This window comes from Methylobacterium sp. J-059 (genome assembly GCF_022829485.1).
In the GTDB taxonomy this organism is placed as follows: domain Bacteria; phylum Pseudomonadota; class Alphaproteobacteria; order Rhizobiales; family Beijerinckiaceae; genus Methylobacterium.
On record NZ_JAKSYA010000108.1, the window covers coordinates 36633 to 58274 of the forward strand.

17 protein-coding genes are annotated in these 21642 nt (G+C 70.4%); 7 read left to right on the forward strand and 10 right to left on the reverse strand.

The window, feature by feature from the left end; genetic code table 11:
- Positions 1 to 39: 39 nt before the first annotated feature.
- The 4 genes from MKK55_RS13370 to MKK55_RS13385 all read left to right on the forward strand — a co-directional run bounded on the left by MKK55_RS13370 (position 40) and on the right by MKK55_RS13385 (position 9730).
- Positions 40 to 7461 carry a type I polyketide synthase gene (locus tag MKK55_RS13370; RefSeq protein WP_243935217.1) on the forward strand — a complete coding sequence of 2474 codons (7422 nt, stop codon included), beginning with the start codon at positions 40 to 42 and terminating at the stop codon, positions 7459 to 7461.
- Positions 7458 to 8825, forward strand: a complete 1368-nt coding sequence (locus tag MKK55_RS13375) for an aminotransferase class I/II-fold pyridoxal phosphate-dependent enzyme (RefSeq protein WP_243935218.1) — start codon at positions 7458 to 7460, stop codon at positions 8823 to 8825. The genes MKK55_RS13370 and MKK55_RS13375 overlap by 4 nt, the downstream gene beginning before the upstream one ends.
- A gap of 276 nt (positions 8826 to 9101) precedes the next feature.
- Positions 9102 to 9311 carry a hypothetical protein gene (locus MKK55_RS13380; protein ID WP_147725883.1) on the forward strand — a complete coding sequence of 70 codons (210 nt, stop codon included), beginning with the start codon at positions 9102 to 9104 and terminating at the stop codon, positions 9309 to 9311.
- 173 nt (positions 9312 to 9484) lie between these two features.
- Positions 9485 to 9730 (forward strand): hypothetical protein, encoded by a 246-nt coding sequence (locus MKK55_RS13385; protein WP_147725882.1) that lies wholly within the window; start codon positions 9485 to 9487, stop codon positions 9728 to 9730.
- Between the two features lie 7 nt (positions 9731 to 9737).
- Here MKK55_RS13385 and MKK55_RS13390 read toward each other — a convergent pair whose 3' ends face one another.
- Entirely contained in the window at positions 9738 to 10508 is a 771-nt protein-coding gene (locus MKK55_RS13390; protein ID WP_243935219.1) for an MOSC domain-containing protein, read from the reverse strand.
- 203 nt (positions 10509 to 10711) lie between these two features.
- Between MKK55_RS13390 and clpB the strand changes: the two genes are divergently transcribed.
- Positions 10712 to 13342 carry an ATP-dependent chaperone ClpB gene (gene clpB / locus MKK55_RS13395; protein WP_147725880.1) on the forward strand — a complete coding sequence of 877 codons (2631 nt, stop codon included), beginning with the start codon at positions 10712 to 10714 and terminating at the stop codon, positions 13340 to 13342.
- A gap of 58 nt (positions 13343 to 13400) precedes the next feature.
- On the opposite strand, the gene MKK55_RS13400 is transcribed toward clpB, so the two are convergent.
- Complete coding sequence (locus MKK55_RS13400; protein ID WP_243935220.1) at positions 13401 to 13808, reverse strand: hypothetical protein; 408 nt, start codon at positions 13806 to 13808, stop codon at positions 13401 to 13403.
- 225 nt (positions 13809 to 14033) lie between these two features.
- On the opposite strand from MKK55_RS13400, the gene MKK55_RS13405 reads away from it, so the two are divergent.
- The gene (locus MKK55_RS13405; RefSeq protein WP_147842537.1) at positions 14034 to 14696 is read left to right on the forward strand and encodes a metallophosphoesterase family protein; all 663 of its coding nucleotides are present in this window, start codon (positions 14034 to 14036) and stop codon (positions 14694 to 14696) included.
- A gap of 55 nt (positions 14697 to 14751) precedes the next feature.
- Here the strand turns inward: MKK55_RS13405 and MKK55_RS13410 are convergent, their stop codons facing one another.
- The 8 genes from MKK55_RS13410 to MKK55_RS13445 form a co-directional block, all read right to left on the reverse strand.
- Positions 14752 to 15309, reverse strand: coding sequence for a sugar O-acetyltransferase (locus MKK55_RS13410; RefSeq protein WP_147842536.1), 558 nt, complete (start codon positions 15307 to 15309; stop codon positions 14752 to 14754).
- Positions 15310 to 15374: 65 nt separating this feature from the next.
- Positions 15375 to 15749 (reverse strand): DUF423 domain-containing protein, encoded by a 375-nt coding sequence (locus MKK55_RS13415; protein WP_243935221.1) that lies wholly within the window; start codon positions 15747 to 15749, stop codon positions 15375 to 15377.
- On the reverse strand, positions 15749 to 16402 hold the full coding sequence (yihA, locus tag MKK55_RS13420) for a ribosome biogenesis GTP-binding protein YihA/YsxC (protein WP_147750177.1): 654 nt from the start codon (positions 16400 to 16402) through the stop codon (positions 15749 to 15751). Before yihA ends, MKK55_RS13415 begins: the two co-directional genes overlap by 1 nt.
- Position 16403: 1 nt before the next feature.
- Positions 16404 to 18248 carry a membrane protein insertase YidC gene (gene yidC / locus MKK55_RS13425; RefSeq protein WP_243935222.1) on the reverse strand — a complete coding sequence of 615 codons (1845 nt, stop codon included), beginning with the start codon at positions 18246 to 18248 and terminating at the stop codon, positions 16404 to 16406.
- Positions 18238 to 18831 (reverse strand): ribonuclease P protein component, encoded by a 594-nt coding sequence (gene rnpA / locus MKK55_RS13430; RefSeq protein ID WP_243935223.1) that lies wholly within the window; start codon positions 18829 to 18831, stop codon positions 18238 to 18240. The genes yidC and rnpA overlap by 11 nt, the downstream gene beginning before the upstream one ends.
- A 73-nt stretch (positions 18832 to 18904) precedes the next feature.
- Positions 18905 to 19039 (reverse strand): 50S ribosomal protein L34, encoded by a 135-nt coding sequence (rpmH, locus tag MKK55_RS13435; RefSeq protein WP_082643292.1) that lies wholly within the window; start codon positions 19037 to 19039, stop codon positions 18905 to 18907.
- Between the two features lie 192 nt (positions 19040 to 19231).
- Positions 19232 to 19774, reverse strand: a complete 543-nt coding sequence (locus tag MKK55_RS13440; protein ID WP_243935224.1) for an adenine phosphoribosyltransferase — start codon at positions 19772 to 19774, stop codon at positions 19232 to 19234.
- A gap of 70 nt (positions 19775 to 19844) precedes the next feature.
- Positions 19845 to 20639, reverse strand: coding sequence for an inositol monophosphatase family protein (locus tag MKK55_RS13445; protein WP_147725872.1), 795 nt, complete (start codon positions 20637 to 20639; stop codon positions 19845 to 19847).
- Positions 20640 to 20801: 162 nt separating this feature from the next.
- Here MKK55_RS13445 and MKK55_RS13450 point away from each other — a divergent pair, with 162 nt between their 5' ends.
- Positions 20802 to 21476 (forward strand): alpha/beta fold hydrolase, encoded by a 675-nt coding sequence (locus tag MKK55_RS13450; protein WP_243935225.1) that lies wholly within the window; start codon positions 20802 to 20804, stop codon positions 21474 to 21476.
- The last annotated feature ends 166 nt before the right edge of the window (positions 21477 to 21642 follow it).

The following is a 21642-nucleotide window of genomic DNA, read 5'->3' on the forward strand; positions in this document are numbered from 1 at the left end:
TGAACCGTTTTTCCGTTAACGAGCGTGTGCGAATCAAACGTGACACAACGTACTGACATCGCGATCGTCGGTCGCGCCTGCCGGCTCCCCGGCGCGCCGAGCGTCGACGGTCTCTGGCAGCTCCTGACGGAGGCGCGCTGCGCCGTCGGCCGCATTCCCGGGGACCGCTGGTCCCTGGACCGCTTCGGGCATCCGCGGGCGCAGGAGCGCGGCAAGAGCTACACCTGGGCCGCCGGCGTCCTCGACGACATCTGGTCGTTCGACCCGGCGGTGTTCGGCATCTCGCCGCGCGAGGCCGAGCAGATGGATCCGCAGCAGCGGCTCCTGCTCGAGCTGACTTGGGAGGCGCTGGAAGATGCGGGCATGCGCCCCTCGAGCGTCGCCGGCAGCCCGATCGGCGTGTACGTCGGCGCCTCGTCGCTCGATTACGGCAACCTGCGCATCCTCGACGTGCCGTCGGGCGATGCCTACGCGGCGACCGGCAACACGCTCTCGATCCTGTCGAACCGGATCTCGTACATCTTCGACTTCAAGGGTCCGAGCTTCACCGTCGACACCGCCTGCTCGTCCTCCCTGGTCGCCCTCGACAACGCGGTCGCCGCAATCCGGTCCGGCCGCGTCGACACCGCGGTCGTGGCCGGCGTCAACGTGCTGGCGAGCCCCTTCAACTTCATCTGCTTCTCCAATGCGCAGATGCTGTCGCGCACCGGGCTGTGCCAGGCCTTCTCGGCCTCTGCCGACGGCTACGTCCGCTCGGAGGGCGGCGTGGTGCTCGTGCTGCAATCGGCGGAGGCCGCGCGGCGCGGCGGATCGACCGTGCGCGGCGTGATCGCCGCGTCCGGCGTGAACTCGGACGGGCGCACCACCGGCATCTCGCTGCCGTCGGGCTACGCGCAGGGCGCGCTGCTGGAGCAGGTCTACCGCGAGGCCGAGATCGACCTCGACGAAATGGCCTTCATGGAGGCCCACGGCACCGGCACGCCGGTGGGCGACCCGATCGAGGCCTCCGCCATCGGCGGCAAGATCGGCAAGGGCCGCAAAAGCCCGCTGCCGATCGGCTCGATCAAGACCAACATCGGGCACACCGAGCCGGTCTCCGGCCTCGCCGGCCTGCTCAAGGCGAGCCTCGCCCTCGAGCACGACCTGGTGCCGCCGTCGCTGCACTCGGCCGAGCTCAACCCCGACATCCCCTTCGCCGAGATGAACCTGCACGTGGTGCAGACGGCGCTGGCGATTCCGCGCGGCGCGCGTCAGCGCTTCGCCGGCGTGAACTCCTTCGGCTTCGGCGGCACCAACGCCCACGTCGTGCTGACCGATCCGGCCCCGGTGGCCACGCCGGCCTCCGCGGCCCGCGCGCCCGAGGTGCTGCTGCTCTCGGCCCAGAGCCGCGCCGCCCTCAACGAGCTCGCCCTCGACTATGCCGATCGCTTCGACGCCGCGGGCCCTGCCGAGGCCGATCGGATCGCGGCCGGCGCCGCGCATCGTCGGGAGCGCCTGTCGTCCCGCCTCGCGATCACCCTCGACGGCAAGGCCGACATCGCCGCCGAGCTCCGTGCCATCGGCGAGGCCGAGGACTCGGCCGTCGCGCTCACCGGCACCGCGATCGACCGGGCGGCCGACGTCGCCTTCGTCTATTCCGGCAACGGCAGCCAGTGGGCCGGGATGGGCCGCGAGGCCTATGCCGAGAACGCGGTGTTCCGCGCGGCCTTCGACCGGATCGACACGCTGTTCGCCGCCTACTCGAAATGGTCGCTCAAGGCGGCTTTGGACGCCGAGGACCTCGACGAGCGCCTGGCCCTGACCAGCGTCTCGCAGCCGCTGATCTTCGCGATCCAGAGCGCCTCGACCACCGCCCTCCGCGCGGCCGGCCTCGCGCCGAAATTCGTGCTCGGGCACAGCGTCGGCGAGATCGCCGCGGCGGAGGCTGCCGGGATCCTCAGCCTCGAGCAGGCGGTGAGGGTCATCTTCTACCGCAGCCATCATCAAGAGACGACGCGCGGCCAGGGCACCATGGCGGTGCTGCTGATGCCGGCCGAGGAGGTCGAGGGCTTCCTCGAGGATTACCCGACCCTCGACATCGCCGCCTACAACAGCCCCAAGGCCGTCACGGTGGCCGGGCCCGTCGCCGCGATCGACGCCGCGCTCAAGGCGCTGTCGCGCAAGCGCCGGCGCGGGCGCAAGCTCGACCTCGACTACGCCTTCCACGGCCGGTTCATGGACCCGACCGAGAAGCCGCTGCTGCGCGACCTCGCCGGCCTGAAGCCGTCGCCTGGAACCACCGCGATGGTCTCGACGGTGACCGGCGCGGTGCTTGACGGCGGCCAGTTCGGCGGCACCTACTGGTGGCGCAACATCCGCGAGCCGGTGCGTTTCTGCGAGGCGGTGCAGGAGGCGACCCGCCAGGGCGCCCGCATCTTCGTTGAGGTCGGCCCGCGCGCGACGCTGATGTCGCATATCGGCGACGCGATCGAGCCGCTCGGCATCGACAACGCCACCGTCGGCGTGATGCACAAGAAGGCCAGCGGCGGCGATCCGATCGCCCGCGCGCTGGCGGCCGCCCTGGTCCAGGGCGCGGCCGTGGACGAGCGGACCGTCTTCGGCGACGCGCCGGCCGGCGCCCTGAACCTGCCGGCCTATCCCTGGCAGCGCCGCCCCTTCCGCCTCGGCGACACCACCGAAAGCCTGGGTGCGGCGACCCCGCGCGTATACCACCCGCTCATCGGCTCGCGCGTCCAGGTCGACGGCCTGGAATGGCACGGCTTCGCCGACATCGCCACGATCCCCGAGCTCGACGACCACCGCATCGAGGGCCAGGCGATCATGCCGGGCGCCGGCTTCGTCGAGATGGCTCTGGCCGCCGTGCGCGAGGCCCTGCGCAGCGACCACGTCGTGCTCGCCGAGTTCGAGATCCACTCCCCGATGGTGTTCGGCGAGGAGGCCCTGCGCGAGGTCGCGGTGCGGATGTCGGGCTCCGGCAACGCGGTTCAGGTCTTGAGCCGCCCGCGGCTCACCCCGTCGCCGTGGCAGCTGCATGCCTCGGCCAAGATCGTCGAAGGCACCTTCGCGCCGCCGGTGCGGCCCGACGTCGAGATGCCGTCCGAGGACGTGCTCACCGGCGACGAGCTCTACCTGCGCGCCGAGGCGGCCGGTCTCGGCTTCGGCCCGAGCTTCCGCCAGGTCGCGGCGAGCGCCCGGATCGACGACGTCACCATCGTCTCCGACCTCGTTCCCGCCGAGGCCGACCCGCGCTACGGCCTCGTGCCGGCCCGGCTCGACGCCTGCTTCCACGGGCTGATCCTGCTGTTCGCCGACCTGCTCGGCGAGAATGCCGGCAAGGCCTACATCCCGGTGCGCTTCGGCGAGGTCCGGCTGCTGCGCCCCGGCGCCGCGATCGCGCGGGCCGTCATCCGGACCCGGCGCTGCAACGAGCGCTCGATCCTGGCCGACTTCACCATCCTCGACGCCGAGGGCGAGGTCGTCGCCACCATCCGCGAGGGCCGCTTCCAGGCGCTGCGCGCCAAGGGCGGCGGCGACCTCGCCGCCTACGCGATCACGCAAGCGGCGGAACTCGCGACCGAGCCGACCGCGATCGCGATGGACCGCCGGTCGAGCATCGCCGCGCTGCTGAAGCCGGCCGCCAAGGCTGCCCGCGCCGCATCCGGCGCCCCGCTCTCGCCCGGGCATCTCCTGCTCGAGGGCTGGGCGACCTCGCTCGCCTACCGCCTCGCCTCCGGCCTGAAGCAGGGCGCCACCGTCGCGATCGACGCGCGCGTCCCGGACGAGATGCGTCCGTGGCTCGTCAACGCGCTCTACGCCCTGGAAAGCAGCGGGCTCGCCGAGCAGGATGGCGACCTCTGGCGTCTCGGCGACGGCGACGCGCTGCCGGCGCCGACCGAGATCATGCGCTGGATCGCGGCCGACCATCCTGAGCTGTCGGCCGAGCTGGTCCTGCTGGCCGATGTCGGCGCCCTGGTCGATCGCCTGCTCGCCGGCACCCTCACTGAGGCTCCGAGCCTGCCGCAGAATGCGCTCGACGCGTTCACCCTGCGCAGCGCCACCGCCCGCGCCTCGGCCGACGTCGTCGCCGGGATCGCCGAGGCCTGCGGCGGCATGCTGCCGAAGGACCGGGCGCTCCGCCTGCTCCAGGTCGGCTTCGGGCCGTTGTCCGCCCAGGTCGCGGCCTTCGCCGAATCCGCCGAGGCGCGCCTCACGGTGTTCGACACCGACCGGCGCCTTGCGGAGCGCGCCCGCCTCGCCCTCCCCCGCGGCGTCGCGGTGATCGAGGCCGCCGAGGACCTTCCGGCCGCCGGCTTCGACCTGATCCTGGCCAGCGGCGCGTTGCATCGCGGCGAACGCGACCTGCCGCAGCGGCTGGCCAACGCGCTCGCCACCAGCGGCCTGCTGCTCGCGGTCGAGCCCGGCGCCTCGCTGTTCCGCGACCTCGTCTTCGGCCTGATCCCCGGCTGGTTCGAGGCCGGGCTCGGCGACATGCCGGTCGGCCGCCTCGACGACATCCCGGGCTGGCAGCGCACCCTCAGCGCCACCGGCCTCGTCAGCGTCGCGGTCGACCGCGCCGCCTCGGTCAACGGCGACGACCTCCTGCTCGTCGCCGAAGCGCCGCCCCGGCCCGGCAAGGCCGCCGCGCAGACCTTCGCCTTCGTCATCGGCTCGGACGACGAGTTCGCCGCCGAAACCGCCTCGTCGCTCGCGACCCTGCTCGTCGCCGCCGGCGTGCACGTCTCGATCATCCTCGACTCCGAGGCCTCGCTGCTGGAGCTGGAGCGCGAGACCCCGGACACGGTGGTGTTCCTGGCCGGCGCCTTCACCCGCGGCGGCGATGCCGCGGCGCGGCTGCGCGAACGCTGCCTCAGCCTGAAGCGCTGCACCGAGCATCTCGGCGCGCGCCAGACCAAGCTCTGGGTGGTCTCGCCCGGCGCGACCCGCGACGGCGGCGGGCAGGCCGCGTCCGTCGAGGCCGGGGTCTGGGCGTTCTCGCGCACGCTGGCCAACGAGATCGCGACGCTCGACGTGCGCCGCATCGACCTCGCCCCCGAGATCGGCTCGAAGCGCGCGGCCGAGCGCCTGCGCGACCTGATCCTCTCGGGCACGCAAGAGACCGAGATCGTCCTGGACGACGACCGCACCCGGGTGATCCGCTTCCGTCCCGGTCACACGCTCAGGCGGATCGATCCCGAGGCGGTGCCGGCCGAGGCCGCCCGCCTGGAGCGCAGCAACACCGGCGGCCTCAACGAGATGGTCTGGGGGCCGGCGATCCGCCGCGCGCCGGGTGCCGGCGAGGTCGAGATCGCCGTCGAGGCGACCGGCCTGAACTTCCGCGACGTGCTCTGGGCGCTCTCGATGCTGCCCGAGGAGATCCTGGAGGACGGCTTCGCCGGCCCCCGCCTCGGCCTCGAATGCGCCGGCCGCGTCGTCGCGGTCGGTGCCGGCGTCCAGGCGTTCAAGGTCGGCGATCCGGTCGTGGCCTTCGCGCAGTCCGGCTTCTCGACCCACATCGTCGTGCCCGAGCTGGTCGTCGCGCCGTCGCCCGCCGGCCTCGATCCGATGGCGGCGGCGACCGTGCCGGTCGCCTTCCTCACCGCCTATTACGGGCTGGTCTCCTGCGCCCGGCTGCGCCGCGGCGAATGGGTGCTGGTTCACGGCGGTGCCGGCGGCGTCGGCCTCGCCGCCCTGCAGATCGCCAAGCTCAAGGGCGCCCGCGTCATCGCCACCGCCGGCTCGCGCGAGAAGCGCGCGCTGGTCAAGGCGCTCGGCGCTGAGCACGTGCTCGACTCGCGCTCGCTCGCCTTCGTCGACGATATCCGCGCGCTCACCGGCACCGGCGTCGACGTGGTTTTGAACAGCCTGTTCGGCGAGGCGATGGAGCGCTCGCTCAACGCGCTGAAGCCGTTCGGCCGGTTCATCGAGCTGGGCAAGCGCGACTATGTCGCCAACACCCATATCGGCCTGCGTCCGTTCCGGCGGAACCTGAGCTACTTCGGCGTCGACCTCGACCAGGTGCTGCAGCACCAGGGCGACGACGGCGCACGGATGTTCCGCGAGGTGATGGCGCTGTTCAACGACGGCGGCCTCAAGCCCCTGCCCTACCAGCCGTTCACCGCCGACGAGACCTCGGACGCGTTCCGGCTGATGCAGCAATCGGGACACGTCGGTAAGATCGTGATCGCGCCGCCGAAGCCCGGCCGCGTGCTCACCGCCCGCAACACGCCCTTCACGGTCTCGACCGACGGCGTCCACCTGATCACCGGCGGCCTCGGCGGCTTCGGTGGCGTGGCGGCCCGCTGGCTCGCCGACCGCGGCGCGAAGAACCTCCTCCTCGTCGGCCGCAAGGGCGCCGAGTCCGACGAGGCCAAGGCCGTCGTCGCCGACCTGACCGCCCGCGGCGTGACGGTCGCGGCCACGCCGTGCGACATCACCAACCGCGTCGCGGTGGATGCATTGCTCGCCGGGATCGAGGCGTCGGGCCGCAAGCTCGCCGGCGTGATCCATGCGGCCGCCGTGCTGCAGGACGGCCTGATCGCCAACCTGGACGCCGCCGCGCTCGACGCGGTGATCGGCCCCAAGGTGATCGGCGCCCAGAACCTCGACGCCGCGACGCGCGACCGTGCGCTCGACTACTTCGTGGTGTTCTCCTCGGCCACGACCTTCATCGGCAATCCCGGCCAGGGCGCCTACGTCGCGGCCAACGGCTTCATGGAGGGGCTGGCCCGCCAGCGCCGCCGCCGGGGGCTGCCGGCGCTGGCCGTCGCCTGGGGCGCGATCGGCGACGTCGGCATGCTCGCCCGCAACAAGACGGTGATGGAGGGGCTCGCCGGCCGCGTCGGCGTGACGCCGATGGAGGCCCGCCGCTGCCTCGACCTCATGGCCGATGCGCTGGGCGCCCAGGGCTCGGCGCCCGACGACGCGGTGCTCGCCATCGCCTCGATGCATTGGGGCAAGACGCGCGAGCGCCTCGCGACCATGCGCTCGCCGAGCTACGACGACCTCGGCTCCGACCAGCAGATGGAGGCCGGCGCTGTCGCCGCGATCAGCATCGGCACGCTGCTCAAGGGCAACGACATCGACGCGGTGCGCAAGACCGTGTCCGACGCGATCGTCGAGGACATCGCCCGCATCCTGCGCCTACCGAAGGACGACATCAGCCGCGTGCGCCAGCTCTCCGAGATCGGCCTCGACTCGCTGATGGGCGTCGAGCTCGGCGCCAGCCTGCAGGAGCGCTTCGGCCTCGATTCGCCGCCGGCGGGCCTGTCGTCGGGGATGACCGTCAACGAGCTGTCGGAGTCCTTAATTCAGGCGGTTTCGGCGCCGATGGACGAGGCCGCCGGGGTCGCCCTGAGCCTCGCTTCGAGGCACGTCGGCAGCGAGGTCGATGCGGCGGTGCTCCAGCCGTTCCAGGATCTCGTCGAGAAGAAGAGCCTCGAGAGCAAAGAGATCCTGTCATGACGCAATCGCCACGGCCGGATGGGGGGCGCGCCGCGCTCGCGGGCTTCGTGACGAACCGGCTGGGACGCAACGCGCCCCGGCCGACCGCGCTCCGCGCGCCGGAGAAGGTCGGCGATCCCTCGGTGCAGGATTTCGCGAGCCTGCCCGGCTACCGCGAGCTGCGGCTGCAGCGCTCGGCCGCCGAGCTGATCGGTCTCGACAACCCGTTCTTCCACGTCCACGAGACCAAGGCCGGCGCGACCACCCGCATCGCCGGGCGGTCCTTCGTCAACTTCTCGTCCTATGACTACCTCGGCCTCAACGGCCACCCGCGCATCTCGGATGCCGCCCGCGCGGCGATCGCCGAGTTCGGCACCTCGTCGTCGGCGAGCCGCGTCGTGGCCGGCGAGCGGCCGGGCCACCTCAGCCTGGAGAGGGCGCTGGCGGCGCATTACCAGACCGAGGCCTGCGTGGTGATGGTGAGCGGGCACGCCACCAACGTCACGACGATCGGGGCGCTGCTCGAGCCGGGCGACGTGATCTTCCACGACAACCTGATCCACAACAGCATCGTCACCGGCGCGCAGCTGTCCGGCGCCCAGCGCCGCTCCTTCGCCCACAACGACCTCGACGCGCTCGAAACCCTGCTTCAGGCGACCCGGCACGAGCACCGCCGGGCCCTGATCGTGATCGAGGGCCTCTACAGCATGGACGGCGACGCGCCGGACCTCGCCGGCTTCATCGCCCTCAAGGAGCGCTACAACGCCTGGCTGATGGTCGACGACGCCCACGGGCTCGGCGTGCTCGGCCGTACCGGCGCCGGGCTGTTCGAGCATGCCGGCATCGACCCGAAGCGGGTCGACATCTGGATGGGCACCTTCTCGAAGACGCTCTCGGCCTGCGGCGGCTACATCTGCGGCGCCTCGACGCTGATCGAGTACCTGAAGTGCACGGCCGGCGGCTTCGTCTACAGCGTCGGCATGTCCCCGCCGCTCGCGGCTGCCGCCGAGGCCGCGCTCGCGGTGATGCACGACGAGCCGGAGCGGGTCGAGCGCCTGCGCCAGAACGGCGCCCTGTTCCTCGCCTGCGCGAAGAAGCGCGGGCTCGATACTGGGACCAGCATGGGGCTCGCGGTGATCCCGGTGATCGTCGGCGATTCGCTGAAGTCGGTGACGTTGTCCGATCGGCTGTACAAGCGCGGGATCAACGTGCAGCCGATCATCCACCCGGCGGTGCCCGAGCGCGCCTCGCGCCTGCGCTTCTTCATGACCTCGGAGCACACGCCCGAGCAGATCCGCGAGACGGTCACCGCGGTCGCCGAGGAGCTCGCCGCCATCGAGAAGGGCGGCTCGCTGATCGAGCAGCTCCTGGCCAAGCGCAGCTGACGATCCGATTGATCGAGACCAATGACGCCCGGGTTCGAAGCCCGGGCGTTTTCCGTTTCAGTGATCGATACAAGCAACGCGACCTGAATCGAGAGACTGTAGATCGTCGATCAGCAAGTCTAGGGTCGGGCGATCGGTTTTCGGTGACGAAGAGTGCTTCCGAACCTCGGCGAACGCGATGGCGATCGGCTGTCCCGAGCATTCGAGGATTGTCGGCTTTACGGTCCTTTAACCACGACCTGCAACGTTGACGAGGTCTTCCAGGGACCGCCGACGATGCTCCATTCCGACCCGCTCCTGACCCGCCCCACCCTCACCCATACCGGCCTGCTCGCGCGGGCGGTCGATGGCCTGAAGGGCGAGGCCGCCTCTCCGGCCGAGATGTGGCGCCTGCTGACCGACAACTACATCGTCGATCTCGACGCGGTCGCGGCGCTGATGCCGATCCCCGAGCCCGAGCCGGTCTGGCTCGCCGCGCGGGGCTGATGCAGCAAGATCACAGGTGCGGCCGGCCTCGCCGAGCTGGCACGACATCTGCAAACCCCACAGCGTCATCAAGAGAAACGTCACGACGAGGAACGCCCGGACAAGAAACACGCGGTGGCTCGAACGCCTGAGCACCCCGCGGACCTGTCGATCGCTCGAACACGGGGTCCGTCATGTCCGAATTGTTGTCCGTTGCCCTCGTCTGCGCCGGGACGCTGCTGGCCCAGGATTGCTCCCGCGAGACCGCGCTCGACGTGATCGTCTCGCCGGCGCGCACGCCGATGGAGTGCATCATGCACGCCCAGACCATGGCCGCCGCGGCCGGGCTGCCCGGCGGCGACCATCGCTACCTCAAGGTCTCGTGCGAGCATCGGCGTACCGAAGCCGACCCGGTGGTCGTCGTGCGCCGGGCGTCCTGAGCGCGGCTCAGCCGACCGCCGTCAGGGTGTCGCCGACCGCGAGGGTCCCGCCGGGGATCACCTCGGCATAGACGCCGCAATCGCGGTGGCCGAGACGCGCATCGATCGCCCAGGGGATGTCGAGGTCGCGCACGCCGCTGACCGGGTCGACGTTGGTCGCCGCGCAGCGCACGGTGCGCTGGGTCAACTTGAGGCGCAGCCCGCTCGGCGCCTCGAGCACGCGGCCGACCATCTCCAGCTCGGCCCAGGGGGCGAGCCCTTCCACGAAGAGGTTGCCGCGAAAGCGCAGCGGATCGACGGGCGCGCCGACGTAATCCTCGATCGCACGCACGCTGGCGAGGTTGATCAGCGAAACGAAGCCGATCTTGGAATCGGTGAAGCGGTATCCGGTCTGCGCCGCCGCCGCCAGCACCCGCGGCGCGCCGCGCAGGGCGTGGGGCAGCAGGCGCCGCAACAGGTCCTCGAGCGTTGCCCGGCCCTCTTCGGTGTCGAGCTTGGCGTTGACGGTCTCGCCTTCGGCCTCGACGGTGAGCGTCGCGGTGGCGTCGTCGTATCGGGTGCGCAGGCGCGCCAGCGCCTCGTCGCGCATCAGCATCAGGTACTTCGTCTTGGGCTGATGACGCGGTGCGTTCGGATCGAAGCCCGAATCGCCGTTCTCGACTGCGTAGAGCCGATCGCCCGGGAAGTAGCCCGACGTCTCGAGGTCCGCCCGTTCCAGCGGCTCGGGGCTGAACCCCTTCACGGGGTAGCGGTAGAGGGCGGAGAGCGTCGCGGTCATGCCCGCACCGTGGCCCGGATCTTCACATCGATGCAAGGGGTCTGCCCCCTCTTGTGGTGCGCAATTGCAACACCACATCCTCGGTACCGGCGGCCATCGGCGCCGGGGCCTTCCGCGGCGGTTCCTCGTCGGGAGGCGACGTCTCGGGCCGACACCGCGCCTTCCAGGGCGGCGGAGGCCGAAGCGGTAGGAAACAAGAACGCATGAACTTCGAAAAATACACCGAGCGCGCCCGCGGCTTCGTCCAGGCTGCGCAGAACCTCGCGATGCGCGAGGGCCATCCCCAATTGCAGCCGGGCCACCTGCTCAAGGTGCTGCTCGACGATCCCGAGGGCCTGTGCGCGGGCCTGATCGACCGGGCCGGCGGCCAGTCGCGCGTCGCCCTGGCGCAGATCGAGGCGTGGCTCGCCAAGCAGCCGAAGGTCTCCGGCAACGCGAGCCAGCCGCAGGCGACTCGCGACCTGATGCGCCTGTTCGACACCGCCGAGAAGGCTGCCGAGAAGGCGGGCGATTCCTACGTCACCGTGGAGCGCCTGCTGCTCGCGCTCGCCGTCGAGAAGGACACCGAGGCCGGCAAGGCGCTCGTCTCCGCCGGCGTGACGCCGGCTTCGCTCAACGGCGCGATCAATGCCCTGCGCAAGGGCCGGACGGCCGACAACGCTTCGGCCGAGAACGCCTACGACGCCCTGAAGAAGTACGCCCGCGACCTCACCGAAGCCGCGCGCGAGGGCAAGCTCGACCCGGTGATCGGCCGCGACGAGGAGATCCGCCGCACGATCCAGGTCCTGTCCCGGCGCACCAAGAACAATCCGGTCCTCATCGGCGAGCCAGGCGTCGGCAAGACGGCGATCGTCGAGGGTCTGGCCCTGCGCATCGTCAACGGCGACGTGCCCGAGAGCCTGAAGGAGAAGAGCCTTCTCGCCCTCGACCTCGGCGCGCTCATCGCCGGGGCGAAGTTCCGCGGCGAGTTCGAGGAGCGGCTGAAGGCCGTGCTGTCCGAGGTCACCGCGGCCGCGGGCGGCATCATCCTGTTCATCGACGAGATGCACACCCTGGTCGGCGCCGGAAAGGCCGACGGGGCGATGGACGCCTCGAACCTGCTCAAGCCGGCGCTGGCCCGCGGCGAGCTGCACTGCGTCGGCGCGACCACGCTCGACGAGTACCGCAAGCATGTCGAGAAGGATGCGGCGCTGGCCCGCCGCTTCCAGCCGGTCTTCGTCTCGGAGCCCACCGTGGAGGATACGGTCTCGATCCTGCGCGGGATCAAGGAGAAGTACGAGCAGCACCACGGCGTCCGCATCCAGGATTCCGCCTTGGTCGCGGCCGCGACGCTGTCGAACCGCTACATCACCGACCGCTTCCTGCCCGACAAGGCGATCGACCTCATGGACGAGGCCGGCTCGCGCCTGCGCATGCAGGTCGATTCGAAGCCCGAGGAGCTGGACAACCTCGACCGCGAGATCGTGCGCCTGAAGATCGAGGGCGAGGCGCTGAAGAAGGAAACCGATTCGGCCTCCCGCGACCGTCTGGCCCGGCTCGAGAAGGAGCTTGCCGACCTCGAGGAGCAGTCCGCCACCATTACCTCGCGCTGGAAGGCGGAGAAGGACAAGCTCGGCGCCGCCGCCGAGCTCAAGAAGAAGCTCGACGAGGCGCGCAACGAGCTGGCCTCCGCACAGCGCCAGGGCCAGTACCAGCGCGCGGGCGAGCTTGCCTACGGCGTGATCCCGGGGCTGGAGAAGCGGCTCGCCGAGATCGAGGCCGCGGCCGAGAGCGCGGTCGCGCGCGACGGCATGGTTGAGGAGGCGGTGACGCCGGCCCACATCGCGGGCGTGGTCTCGCGCTGGACCGGCGTGCCGGTGGACAAGATGCTGGAGGGCGAGCGCGACAAGCTGCTCGCGATGGAGGACGCGATCGGCAGGCGCGTCGTCGGCCAGCGCGAAGCGGTGGAAGCGGTCTCGACCGCGGTGCGCCGCGCGCGCGCCGGCCTGCAGGACCCGAACCGGCCGATCGGCTCGTTCATGTTCCTCGGGCCGACCGGCGTCGGCAAGACCGAGCTGACCAAGGCGCTCGCCAGCTTCCTGTTCGACGACGACACCGCTTTGGTGCGCATCGACATGTCGGAATACATGGAGAAGCACTCCGTGGCCCGGCTGATCGGCGCGCCCCCCGGCTATGTCGGCTACGAGGAGGGCGGCGCGCTGACCGAGGCGGTGCGGCGCCGGCCGTATCAGGTCGTGCTGTTCGACGAGATCGAGAAGGCGCATCCGGACGTGTTCAACGTCCTGCTGCAGGTTCTCGACGACGGGCGCCTGACCGACGGGCAGGGCCGGACGGTCGACTTCCGCAACACGCTGCTGATCATGACCTCGAACCTCGGGGCCGAATATCTGGTGGCGCAGAGCGAGGGCGAGGATACCGACGCGGTGCGGGACGACGTGATGGGCGTGGTGCGAAGCCACTTCCGGCCGGAGTTCCTGAACCGGATCGACGAGATCATCCTGTTCCACCGGCTCAAGCGGGCGGAGATGGGCGCCATCGTCGACATCCAGCTCGTCCGCCTCCAGAAGCTGCTGGAGGAGCGCAAGATCGTCCTCGACGTCGACGCCGAGGCGCGCGCCTGGCTCGCCGACCGCGGCTACGACCCGGCCTACGGGGCGCGGCCGTTGAAGCGGGTGATCCAGAAGACGGTGCAGGACCCGCTGGCGGAGCTGCTGCTGTCGGGCAAGATCCACGACGGCGAGAGCGTGCCGGTGGCGGTGGGGCCGGACGGCCTCGTCATCGCCGGCACCGCGACAGCGCCGCGGCGGCGGCCGGCCAACGTGACGCTGAACTGACCTCGCGCGGCGCACCGGTTTCGAACCGGTGCGCCGCAGTTCTCGTGAAACGCTGCGCTCAGCGCACGACGACGTGGTATCGCTGCCGCAACGGATTGCCGAGCGGCCCGATGTACTCGACCGTGAAGCTGTCCTCACCGACCGTTCCCGGGGCGGTGCTGTAGATCAGCTGCGTCGCCGGCACCTTCCGCGTGTTGCACAGCGATCGCGGATTGTAGAAGCCGAAGCTCGGATATTCCCGGCCCTGACGGACCGTGACGCTGCCGAGCCGCGGCGGATCGATGAGGCCGAGCGACCCGGCGCCCATCGAGTGGCAGGCCGGATCGAGGTAAATGCGCCAAGCGATCTTCTGGCTCTGGCCGGACGCGACGACGCGCTCCTGGTCAGCCAGGAATTGTGCGTAAGCGATATGTGAAGACACGCCAAAGTAAAAAGTCGCCAGAAGAAATGCAATTACGCGTTTCATCTTGAGTATCCGAATCGAAACCGCAATCACATCGCACGACATCATGGTTATTGGAAAGCCCATGACATCGGGAGCTTCGTGGCATCCGCAATCTCAGCGTAGAGAGAAATGCGACGCCGGCAGGCGGAGTGGTGCGGGGCGGCAAACCGTGCATTCTGGCCGTCGGCGACGCGCGCGCCGTCCGCGGCGCTTCTGGCCTTCCACCGACGGAACGATCCGGCTGACATGCTGACCTACGCCATCGGCGACATCCACGGCTGCGCCGACCTGCTCGACGCCCTGCTCGCCCGCATCGAGGCCCATGCGGCGGGCGAGCCCTATCGCCTCGTCTTCCTGGGCGACTACATCGACCGTGGCCCGGACAGCGCGCGGGTGCTGCAGACGGTCAGCCGCCTGCACTGGAGCGATTCCGGGCGCGTCGCCTGCCTGATGGGCAACCACGAGGCGATGCTGCTCTCCGCACTGACGACCCCGGGGGCCGACGCGCTGTGGCTGCGCAACGGCGGCGCGGAGACGCTGGCCTCGTTCGGCGTGGACGAGGCGGCCGCGATCCCCGGCGACGTGCTCGACTGGATCGAAGGGCTGCAGACCGTCCACGCGGATGCCCGCCGCTGGTTCGTCCATGCCGGCTTCAGGCCGGGGTCCGACCCGGAGACCGCCGAGGTGCAGGACCGCCTCTGGATCCGCGAGCCGTTCCTCGCCGAGGATCACGATTTCGGCCGCCACGTCGTCCACGGCCACACGCCGCAGACCGGCGGCAACCCGGAGGTTCGCCCGTTCCGGACCAACCTCGACACGGGCGCCGTCTATGGCGGAGCGTTGACCGCGGGCGTGTTCTCGGATGCGCAGGGGCCGGCGCTGAGGTTTTTGCAGGTCCGGGCGGACTGACCGGCTCCGACCTGCGCCATGCGAAGCGATCGGCCGAGTCGTCCCAAACCCCTGATCATCGGAGAGTCACGACCCGCGCCGGGTTGCCGACCACCGTCGCGCCGGCCGGCACGTCCCGCGTCACGACGGCGCCGGCACCGATGATCGCGTCGTCGCCCACCGTCACGCCCGGCAGGATCAGGGCGGCCCCGCCGATCCAGACGTTGGCGCCGATCGCGATCGGGCGACCGAACTCGAGGCCGGACCGGCGCGCCTCGGGATCGCGCGGGTGGTCCGCGGTGAGGATCTGGACGCCCGGCCCGATCTGCGTGCACGCACCGATCGTCACCGCGACCACGTCGAGGATCACGCAGCCGAAGTTGAGGAACGCCTCCGGGCCGAGCGTGATGTTGTAGCCGTAGTCGCAATGGAATGGCGGCCGGATCACCGCCTTCGGGCCGACGCCGCCGAGATGGGCGGCCAGCAGCGCGTGCCGCTCGGCCGACGGCAGCGCCAGCGTGGTGTTGTAGTGCGCGAGCCACGCCATGTTGGCGGCGGCATCCCGACGAAGCTCGGGATCGCCCGCGCGGTAGAGCTCGCCCGCGAGCATCTTCTGTTTCTCGGATCCCGACATCGGGCCTCGCGGTGACCGTGGGCGTGGAGAGCGGTCGTCGAAGCCGCGCCTGTCCCGGCAGGGGCTCAACGCCTGGCCGGGATGAACGCCGCGATCGCCCCCAGGGTCCAGCCCGCCATCAGCAGGATGCCGCCCGACGGCGCGGCCATCGGGAACAGCGGCTGCCCGGCAAGCGCGCGAAGCGCGAGGTCGCCGGAGAACAGCGCGAGGCCCAGCACGAGCGCCCAGGCGGCGATCCGGGTGGCGATCGCATGGGTCAGGCCGGCGGCGCCGAGACCGGCGAGGGCCAGGATCGCGGGGGCATGGAACAGCAGGAACTGCGCCGCGGTCTTGAGGCTGTCCGCCCCCGGGATGTGGGCGGCCGCGGCGCTGGCCGCGACGCCGAGCCCGCCGGCGAGGCAGGCCAGGGCGACGAGGGCCCGATCCTTGACGGCAAGCATCAGGCGCCGCGCTCGGCCATCAGCCGGGCCACGGCGGCGCGGAGCTCGGGCACGCCGCGGTCGTCGCGGCTCGAGGTCAGCAGGATCTGCGGATAGGCCGCCGGACGCCGGGCGAGCGCGGCCTGGATGCCGGCGATGCGCGCGTCGATCTCGGACTTCTTCAGGGCGTCGCCCTTGGTCAGCACGATCTGGTAGCTCACGGCGGCCTTGTCGAGCCCGTCGAGCACGTCGGTGTCGATGCCCTTCAGCCCATGGCGGGAATCGATCAGCATGAAGACCCGCGCGAGGTTGGCGCGGCCCTTGAGGTAGGCGTGGATCAGGTCGGTCCAGGCCTCGACCTTCTCCTTGCCGACCGCGGCGTAGCCGTAGCCCGGCATGTCGACCAGCGTCAGGCGCTCGCCGATCCGGAAGAAGTTGAGCTGCTGGGTCCGTCCCGGCGTGTGCGAGGTGCGGGCCAGCGTGTTGCGCCCGGTCAGCGCGTTGACGAGGCTCGACTTGCCGACGTTCGAGCGGCCGGCGAAGGCGATCTCGACGCCGTCCATCGCCGGCAGCGTCCCGAGCGAGGGCGCCGCCGCGACGAAGTCGGCGGCGCCTGCGAACAGCAGGCGGCCGCTCTCGGCGAGCGCCGCATCTTCCTGCTCCTGCTGTGTCACGTCAGCTCTTCGCAGGCGCGGTCTTGCCGCCGCGCTTGAACGTGTTCCGCAGGTTGTCCCACAGCTCCACCTTCACGCCGTTGCGGCGCATGATGACGTATTGCTGCGTCACCGAGAGGGTGTTGTTCCAGGCCCAGTAGATCACCAGGCCGGCCGGGAACGAGCCGAGCATGAAGGTGAACACGATCGGCATGAAGGTGAAGATCTGCGCCTGCACCGGGTCCGGCGGGGCGGGGTTCATCTTCATCTGCACGAACATCGTCACGCCCATGATGATCGGCCAGATGCCGAGATGGACGAAGTCCGGCGCCGCGAACGGCAGCAGGCCGAACAGGTTGACGATGCTGGTCGGATCGGGCGCGGCGAGGTCCTGGATCCAGCCGAAGAACGGCGCGTGACGCATCTCGATGGTGATGAACAGGACCTTGTACAGCGCGAAGAAGACCGGGATCTGCACCAGCACCGGCCAGCAGCCGGCGACGGGGTTGATCTTCTCCTTCTTGTACAGCTCCATCATCGCCTGTTGCTGCTTCATCTTATCGTCTTTGTACCGCTCCCGGATGGAGGTCATCTCAGGCTGCACGGCCTTCATCTTGGCCATGGAGACGTAGGAGCGGTTGGCGATCGGCAGGAACAGCAGCTTGAGGCAGAAGGTCACGATCAGGATCGCGACGCCGAAATTGCCGAAGAGGTGGAAGAAGAAGTCCAGCGCCCTGAACATCGGCTTGGTGATGAAGTGGAACCAGCCCCAGTCGATCATCAGGTCGAACTGCTTGATGCCGAGGTTCTTCTCGTAGCCGTTGATCGTGTTGACCTCCTTGGCGCCGGCGAACAGGCGCTGGGTGGTCGAGGCGGTGGCGCCCGGCTCGATGCTGCGGCCGTCGCCGCGCACGCTCGCCTGGTAGATCTTGGTCGCGCCGTCGGTGCGCTCGGTGAACGCGCCGGTATAGGACATCGTCTGGTCGGGGATCGCTGCTGCGGCCCAGTACTTGTCGGTGATGCCGACGAAGCCGCCGGTGACGTTCGCCCAGGCCTTGCCTTTGGTGGCGGCCCCGCCGTAGGCCGGCTCCTTGGCGAGGTGGTCGTAGGTGTATTCCTGCAGCCCGTCGCCGCCGAGCACGCCGATCATGCCCTCGTGCAGCACGTAGTAGCCCTGGGTGTGCGGCTTACCCCAGCGCGAGACGAGGCTGTAGGGATAGAGCGTGACGGCGTTCGCGCCCTTGTTCTCGACCTCGTCGCGGACCGTGAACATGTACTTGTCGTCGACGGCGAGGATGCGCTTGAACACCAGCCCCGCGCCGTTGTCCCACGACAGCGTCACCGGCATGTTCACGCCCAGCGTCTGGCCGTCGGCGGTCCAGACGGTGTCGTTGGTCGGAAGCGGGCCCGCGGCGGCGCCGACCCAGCCGAACTCGGCGTAGTACGGCGCTTCCGTCCCGGCCGGCGACAGCAGCACGATCTCCGGGCTCTTGTCGTCCACGGTCTCGTGGTAGTTCTTCAGCGCGATGTCGTCGATGCGGCCGCCCTTGAGCGCGATCGACCCGGCCAGCGCCGAGGTCTCGATCTTGATGCGCGGCGAGCGGGCGAGCGCCTCGGTGCGGCCGATCGGGCCGGTGGCGGCGTTGGGCAGCGTGCCGGCGACGGGGGCGGCCGGGCCGCCCTCCTTAGGGCTCGGCGAGGGCACGCCGTCCGGCGTCACGCCGGGGCTCTGCTGGGCCGCCTGGTTCTGGATGTTGGCCTGGCGCTGCTGCTCGACCCGCGGCGCGGCGACGAAGTAGTTCCACCCGAGCAGCACGACCAGCGACAGGGCGATGGCCACGAACATATTCGTCTTGTCATTGCCCATCGGGGCCACCGTCGCACGCGTTCGAGGTTGCTGAGGGCGCACGGGCTGGTGCCGTTGCGCGATCGGATCTTTGGAGCGTCGCTTCCCGGGATGGCGCCGGCCCCTTGCCGCGGCCCTTCGCGGATCCCGGCTTGCCGGAGCGCGACGGACGGGCGCGCTCGCTCGGCCCGCGGGGCTTGGCCACCGCGGGGATCGCCCGGCGCAGGTCGTCTTTGAGGATGTCGAACGCGGCGTCGATCGCCGGGCGACGGGCGATCAGCACGACGTCGGCCGCGACCGCGGCGAACTCGGGCCCGAGTTCGGCGACCGCGGCGCGAAGGCGCCGGCGGATGCGGTTGCGCTCGGTGGCATGGCCGACCCGCTTGGTGATCGTGAAGCCGAGATGGAGCCCGGCGATCGATTCGCCGTCCCGGGTCTCGCCCGCCTCGCGCACGCGACCCTGCGCCGTCAGGCGCTCGGTGTGGAAGCGGCGCCCGTCGGCCGCCGCCAGGAAGTCCGGCCGCCGCCTCAGCCGCGCGATCGCCGCGCGATCCGTCGTCGGCAGATCCGTCGTCGGCAAGTCGGTCGCAGGCAAGTCGGTCATAGGCATGGGAAGCTCGGCCTCGCTCACGCCTCGGGCACCCTCCGCGCCGCGATGGGCGGCGCGACGGTCACGCTCAGGCCGAGAGCTTCTTGCGGCCGTGCGCGCGACGACGGGCGATGACCTTGCGGCCGCCGGCGGTCGCCATGCGGGCGCGGAAACCGTGACGGCGCTTCCGGACGAGGCGGCTCGGCTGGTAGGTTCTTTTCATGGCTCTTCAAGCCTCCAAAGGTCGAGGCGCGCTCGCGGGCGGCTGACGCCGCACCCGACCTTCACGCGTCTTTGAATTGTGAATGCACGTGCGGACGGCGCCCGAACGGAGCGCCATCGCGACTGCGCGGCTTATGGCGGATGGGATTTACCGAGTCAACGTTTTGGCGGGCCTCCGATGCCGCCGCGCGCGTCAGTGGCCCTCGAATTCCATCAGGGTCCGCACGGGCACGTCGAGGTCGCGCAGCTTCTGCGCACCGCCGATCTCGGGCAGGTCGATCACGAAGCAGGCGGCCACCACCTCGGCCCCGATCTGGCGGAGCAGGTTCACCGCCGCCGTCGCGGTCCCGCCGGTGGCGATCAGGTCGTCCACGAGCAGCACCCGGTCGCCCGGCTTGATCGCGTCGACGTGGATCTCCAGCTCGTCGATGCCGTATTCGAGGGTGTAGGCGATCGACACCGTCTTGTGGGGCAGCTTGCCCTTCTTGCGGACCGGCACGAAGCCCGCCGAGAGCTGGTGCGCGACCGCCCCGCCGAGGATGAAGCCGCGCGCCTCGATGCCGGCGACCTGATCGATCCGCCCGCCCGCGAACGGATGCACCAGCGCGTCCACCGCCCGGCGGAAGGCGCGCGGGTCGCTGAGCAGCGTGGTGATGTCCCGGAACACGATGCCGGGCTTCGGATAGTCGGGGATCGAGCGGATCGATTCCTTCAGGGCGATGTGGCGGCGTTCCATGCCGGGCGGGCCTTCCTCGTGGTGATCGGCGGCTTAGAGCAGATGGCGCGCACCCTGGCCAGTTCGGCGCTCAGCCGTTGACCTTGCGCAGGATCGCGACGAGCTCCCGGTGCAGGCCCTCGTTGCCGCAGGCCACCGACTTCGCGGCGAGGGGCTCCGAGGCGCCGTCGGCCGATGTGACGAAGCCGCCGGCCTCGCGCACCAGGATGATGCCGGCGGCGATGTCCCAGGTCTGCAGGTCGCGCTCCCAGTACAGGTCGAGGCGGCCGCAGGCGACGTAGGCAAGGTCGAGGGCCGCCGAGCCCATCCGGCGGGTGCCGCCGGAGACCGCCATCACCGCGGCGACCTCGCGCAGCAGGCGAGGATGGTTGCCGCGGCCGAGATAGGGCGTGCCGTAGGCGCTCAGCGCGTCGGCCATGTCGACCCGGCCCGAGACGCGCAGGCGCCGGTTGTTGAGGTAGGCGCCCTTGCCGCGCTCGGCCACGAACAGCTCGTCCTTGACCGGATCGTAGATCACGCCGGCGACCACCTGGCCCTCGCGCTCGAGCCCGACCGAGATCGCGAAGTGCGGGATGCCGTGCAGGAAGTTCGAGGTGCCGTCGAGCGGATCGACGTGCCAGACATGGCTCTTGTCGGTGCCCTCGACGATGCCGGATTCCTCGAGAACCATGCCGTAGCCCGGCCGCGCCTTCGTCAGCGCGTCGCGCAGCACCTCCTCGGCCTTGCGGTCGGCCGCCGAGACGAAGTCGCCGGGGCCTTTTCGCGAGACCTGAAGGTTCTCGATCTCGCCGTAGTCGCGCCGCAGCCCCCGCGAGGCCTTGCGCACGGCATCGACCATCACGGTCATCAGGGGAGAGGAGATCATCGGGGAGCCTCGAGCGTTCGCGCGTCGTTTGACGCCGCGTTAAACGCTCTCGGGCGCAGAATCGAGGGCCGGGCGGGGTATGCCTGTCATCCGCGCACGGGCCGGTCCGGCGCCGCATTCAATTCGGGTTGGCAATCGAGGAGCGGTGATCGAGGCGATGCGATGTCGTCACTGACCCCCATCGTGCTGCTTCACGGGCTTGGGCGGACGCCGAGGAGCATGGCCCGGCTGGCGCGGCGCCTCGAAGCGCTGGGCCATCAAACGCTCATCCCGGGCTATCCCTCGCAGAGCCGCGGGGTTCATGCGTGTGCGACGGGCCTCGAGCCTGTGGTCGAGGCTTTCCGGCAGCGTACCGGTCGAGCCATCGCGTTCGTCACCCACTCGATGGGCGGACTCGTGGCGCGCTGCCTCGCGACGGATCCGAATGACTCTCGGGCTATCGTGATGTTGGCGCCGCCGAACAGAGGCAGCGAAGTGGCCGATCACCTGTTCCAGTATCGTCTCGCGCGGGCGATGCTTGGTCCGGCACTCGCCGACCTGAGATCAGGCGTGCCCGACAAGCTGCCGATCCCACCCTGTTCGATCGGGATCATCGCCGGCACGCGGGCTTGGTTGCCGTTCACGGGACGTGTCATTGCTGGCCCGCACGACGGCTTGGTCGGTCTCGCCCGCACGCGCATCGCCGGACCGCACGACTGGATTATCGTGGATGCCGCGCATACGCTGCTGATGAACCATCCCGACGTGTTCGAGGCGACGGGCGCCTTCCTGAGGGACGGCCGCTTCCCGGACCATCTGTATGATCTGCCGGACGACGTCATTGGCCCGGCACGGTAGGCGCCATCGCCGCTTCGCCGTCCAGCTTGTCCCGGTACGCGACGGTTCCCGTCCAAGCGAAGATCCGAGGTGATCGCGTTGGCCGAGGCCTTCTCGCCCTTCCGGTGCTCGCAGTGGAGAAGCGTCACGGTGCCGTGTTCGGCGTCGGCCCCGACCGACGGTCTGG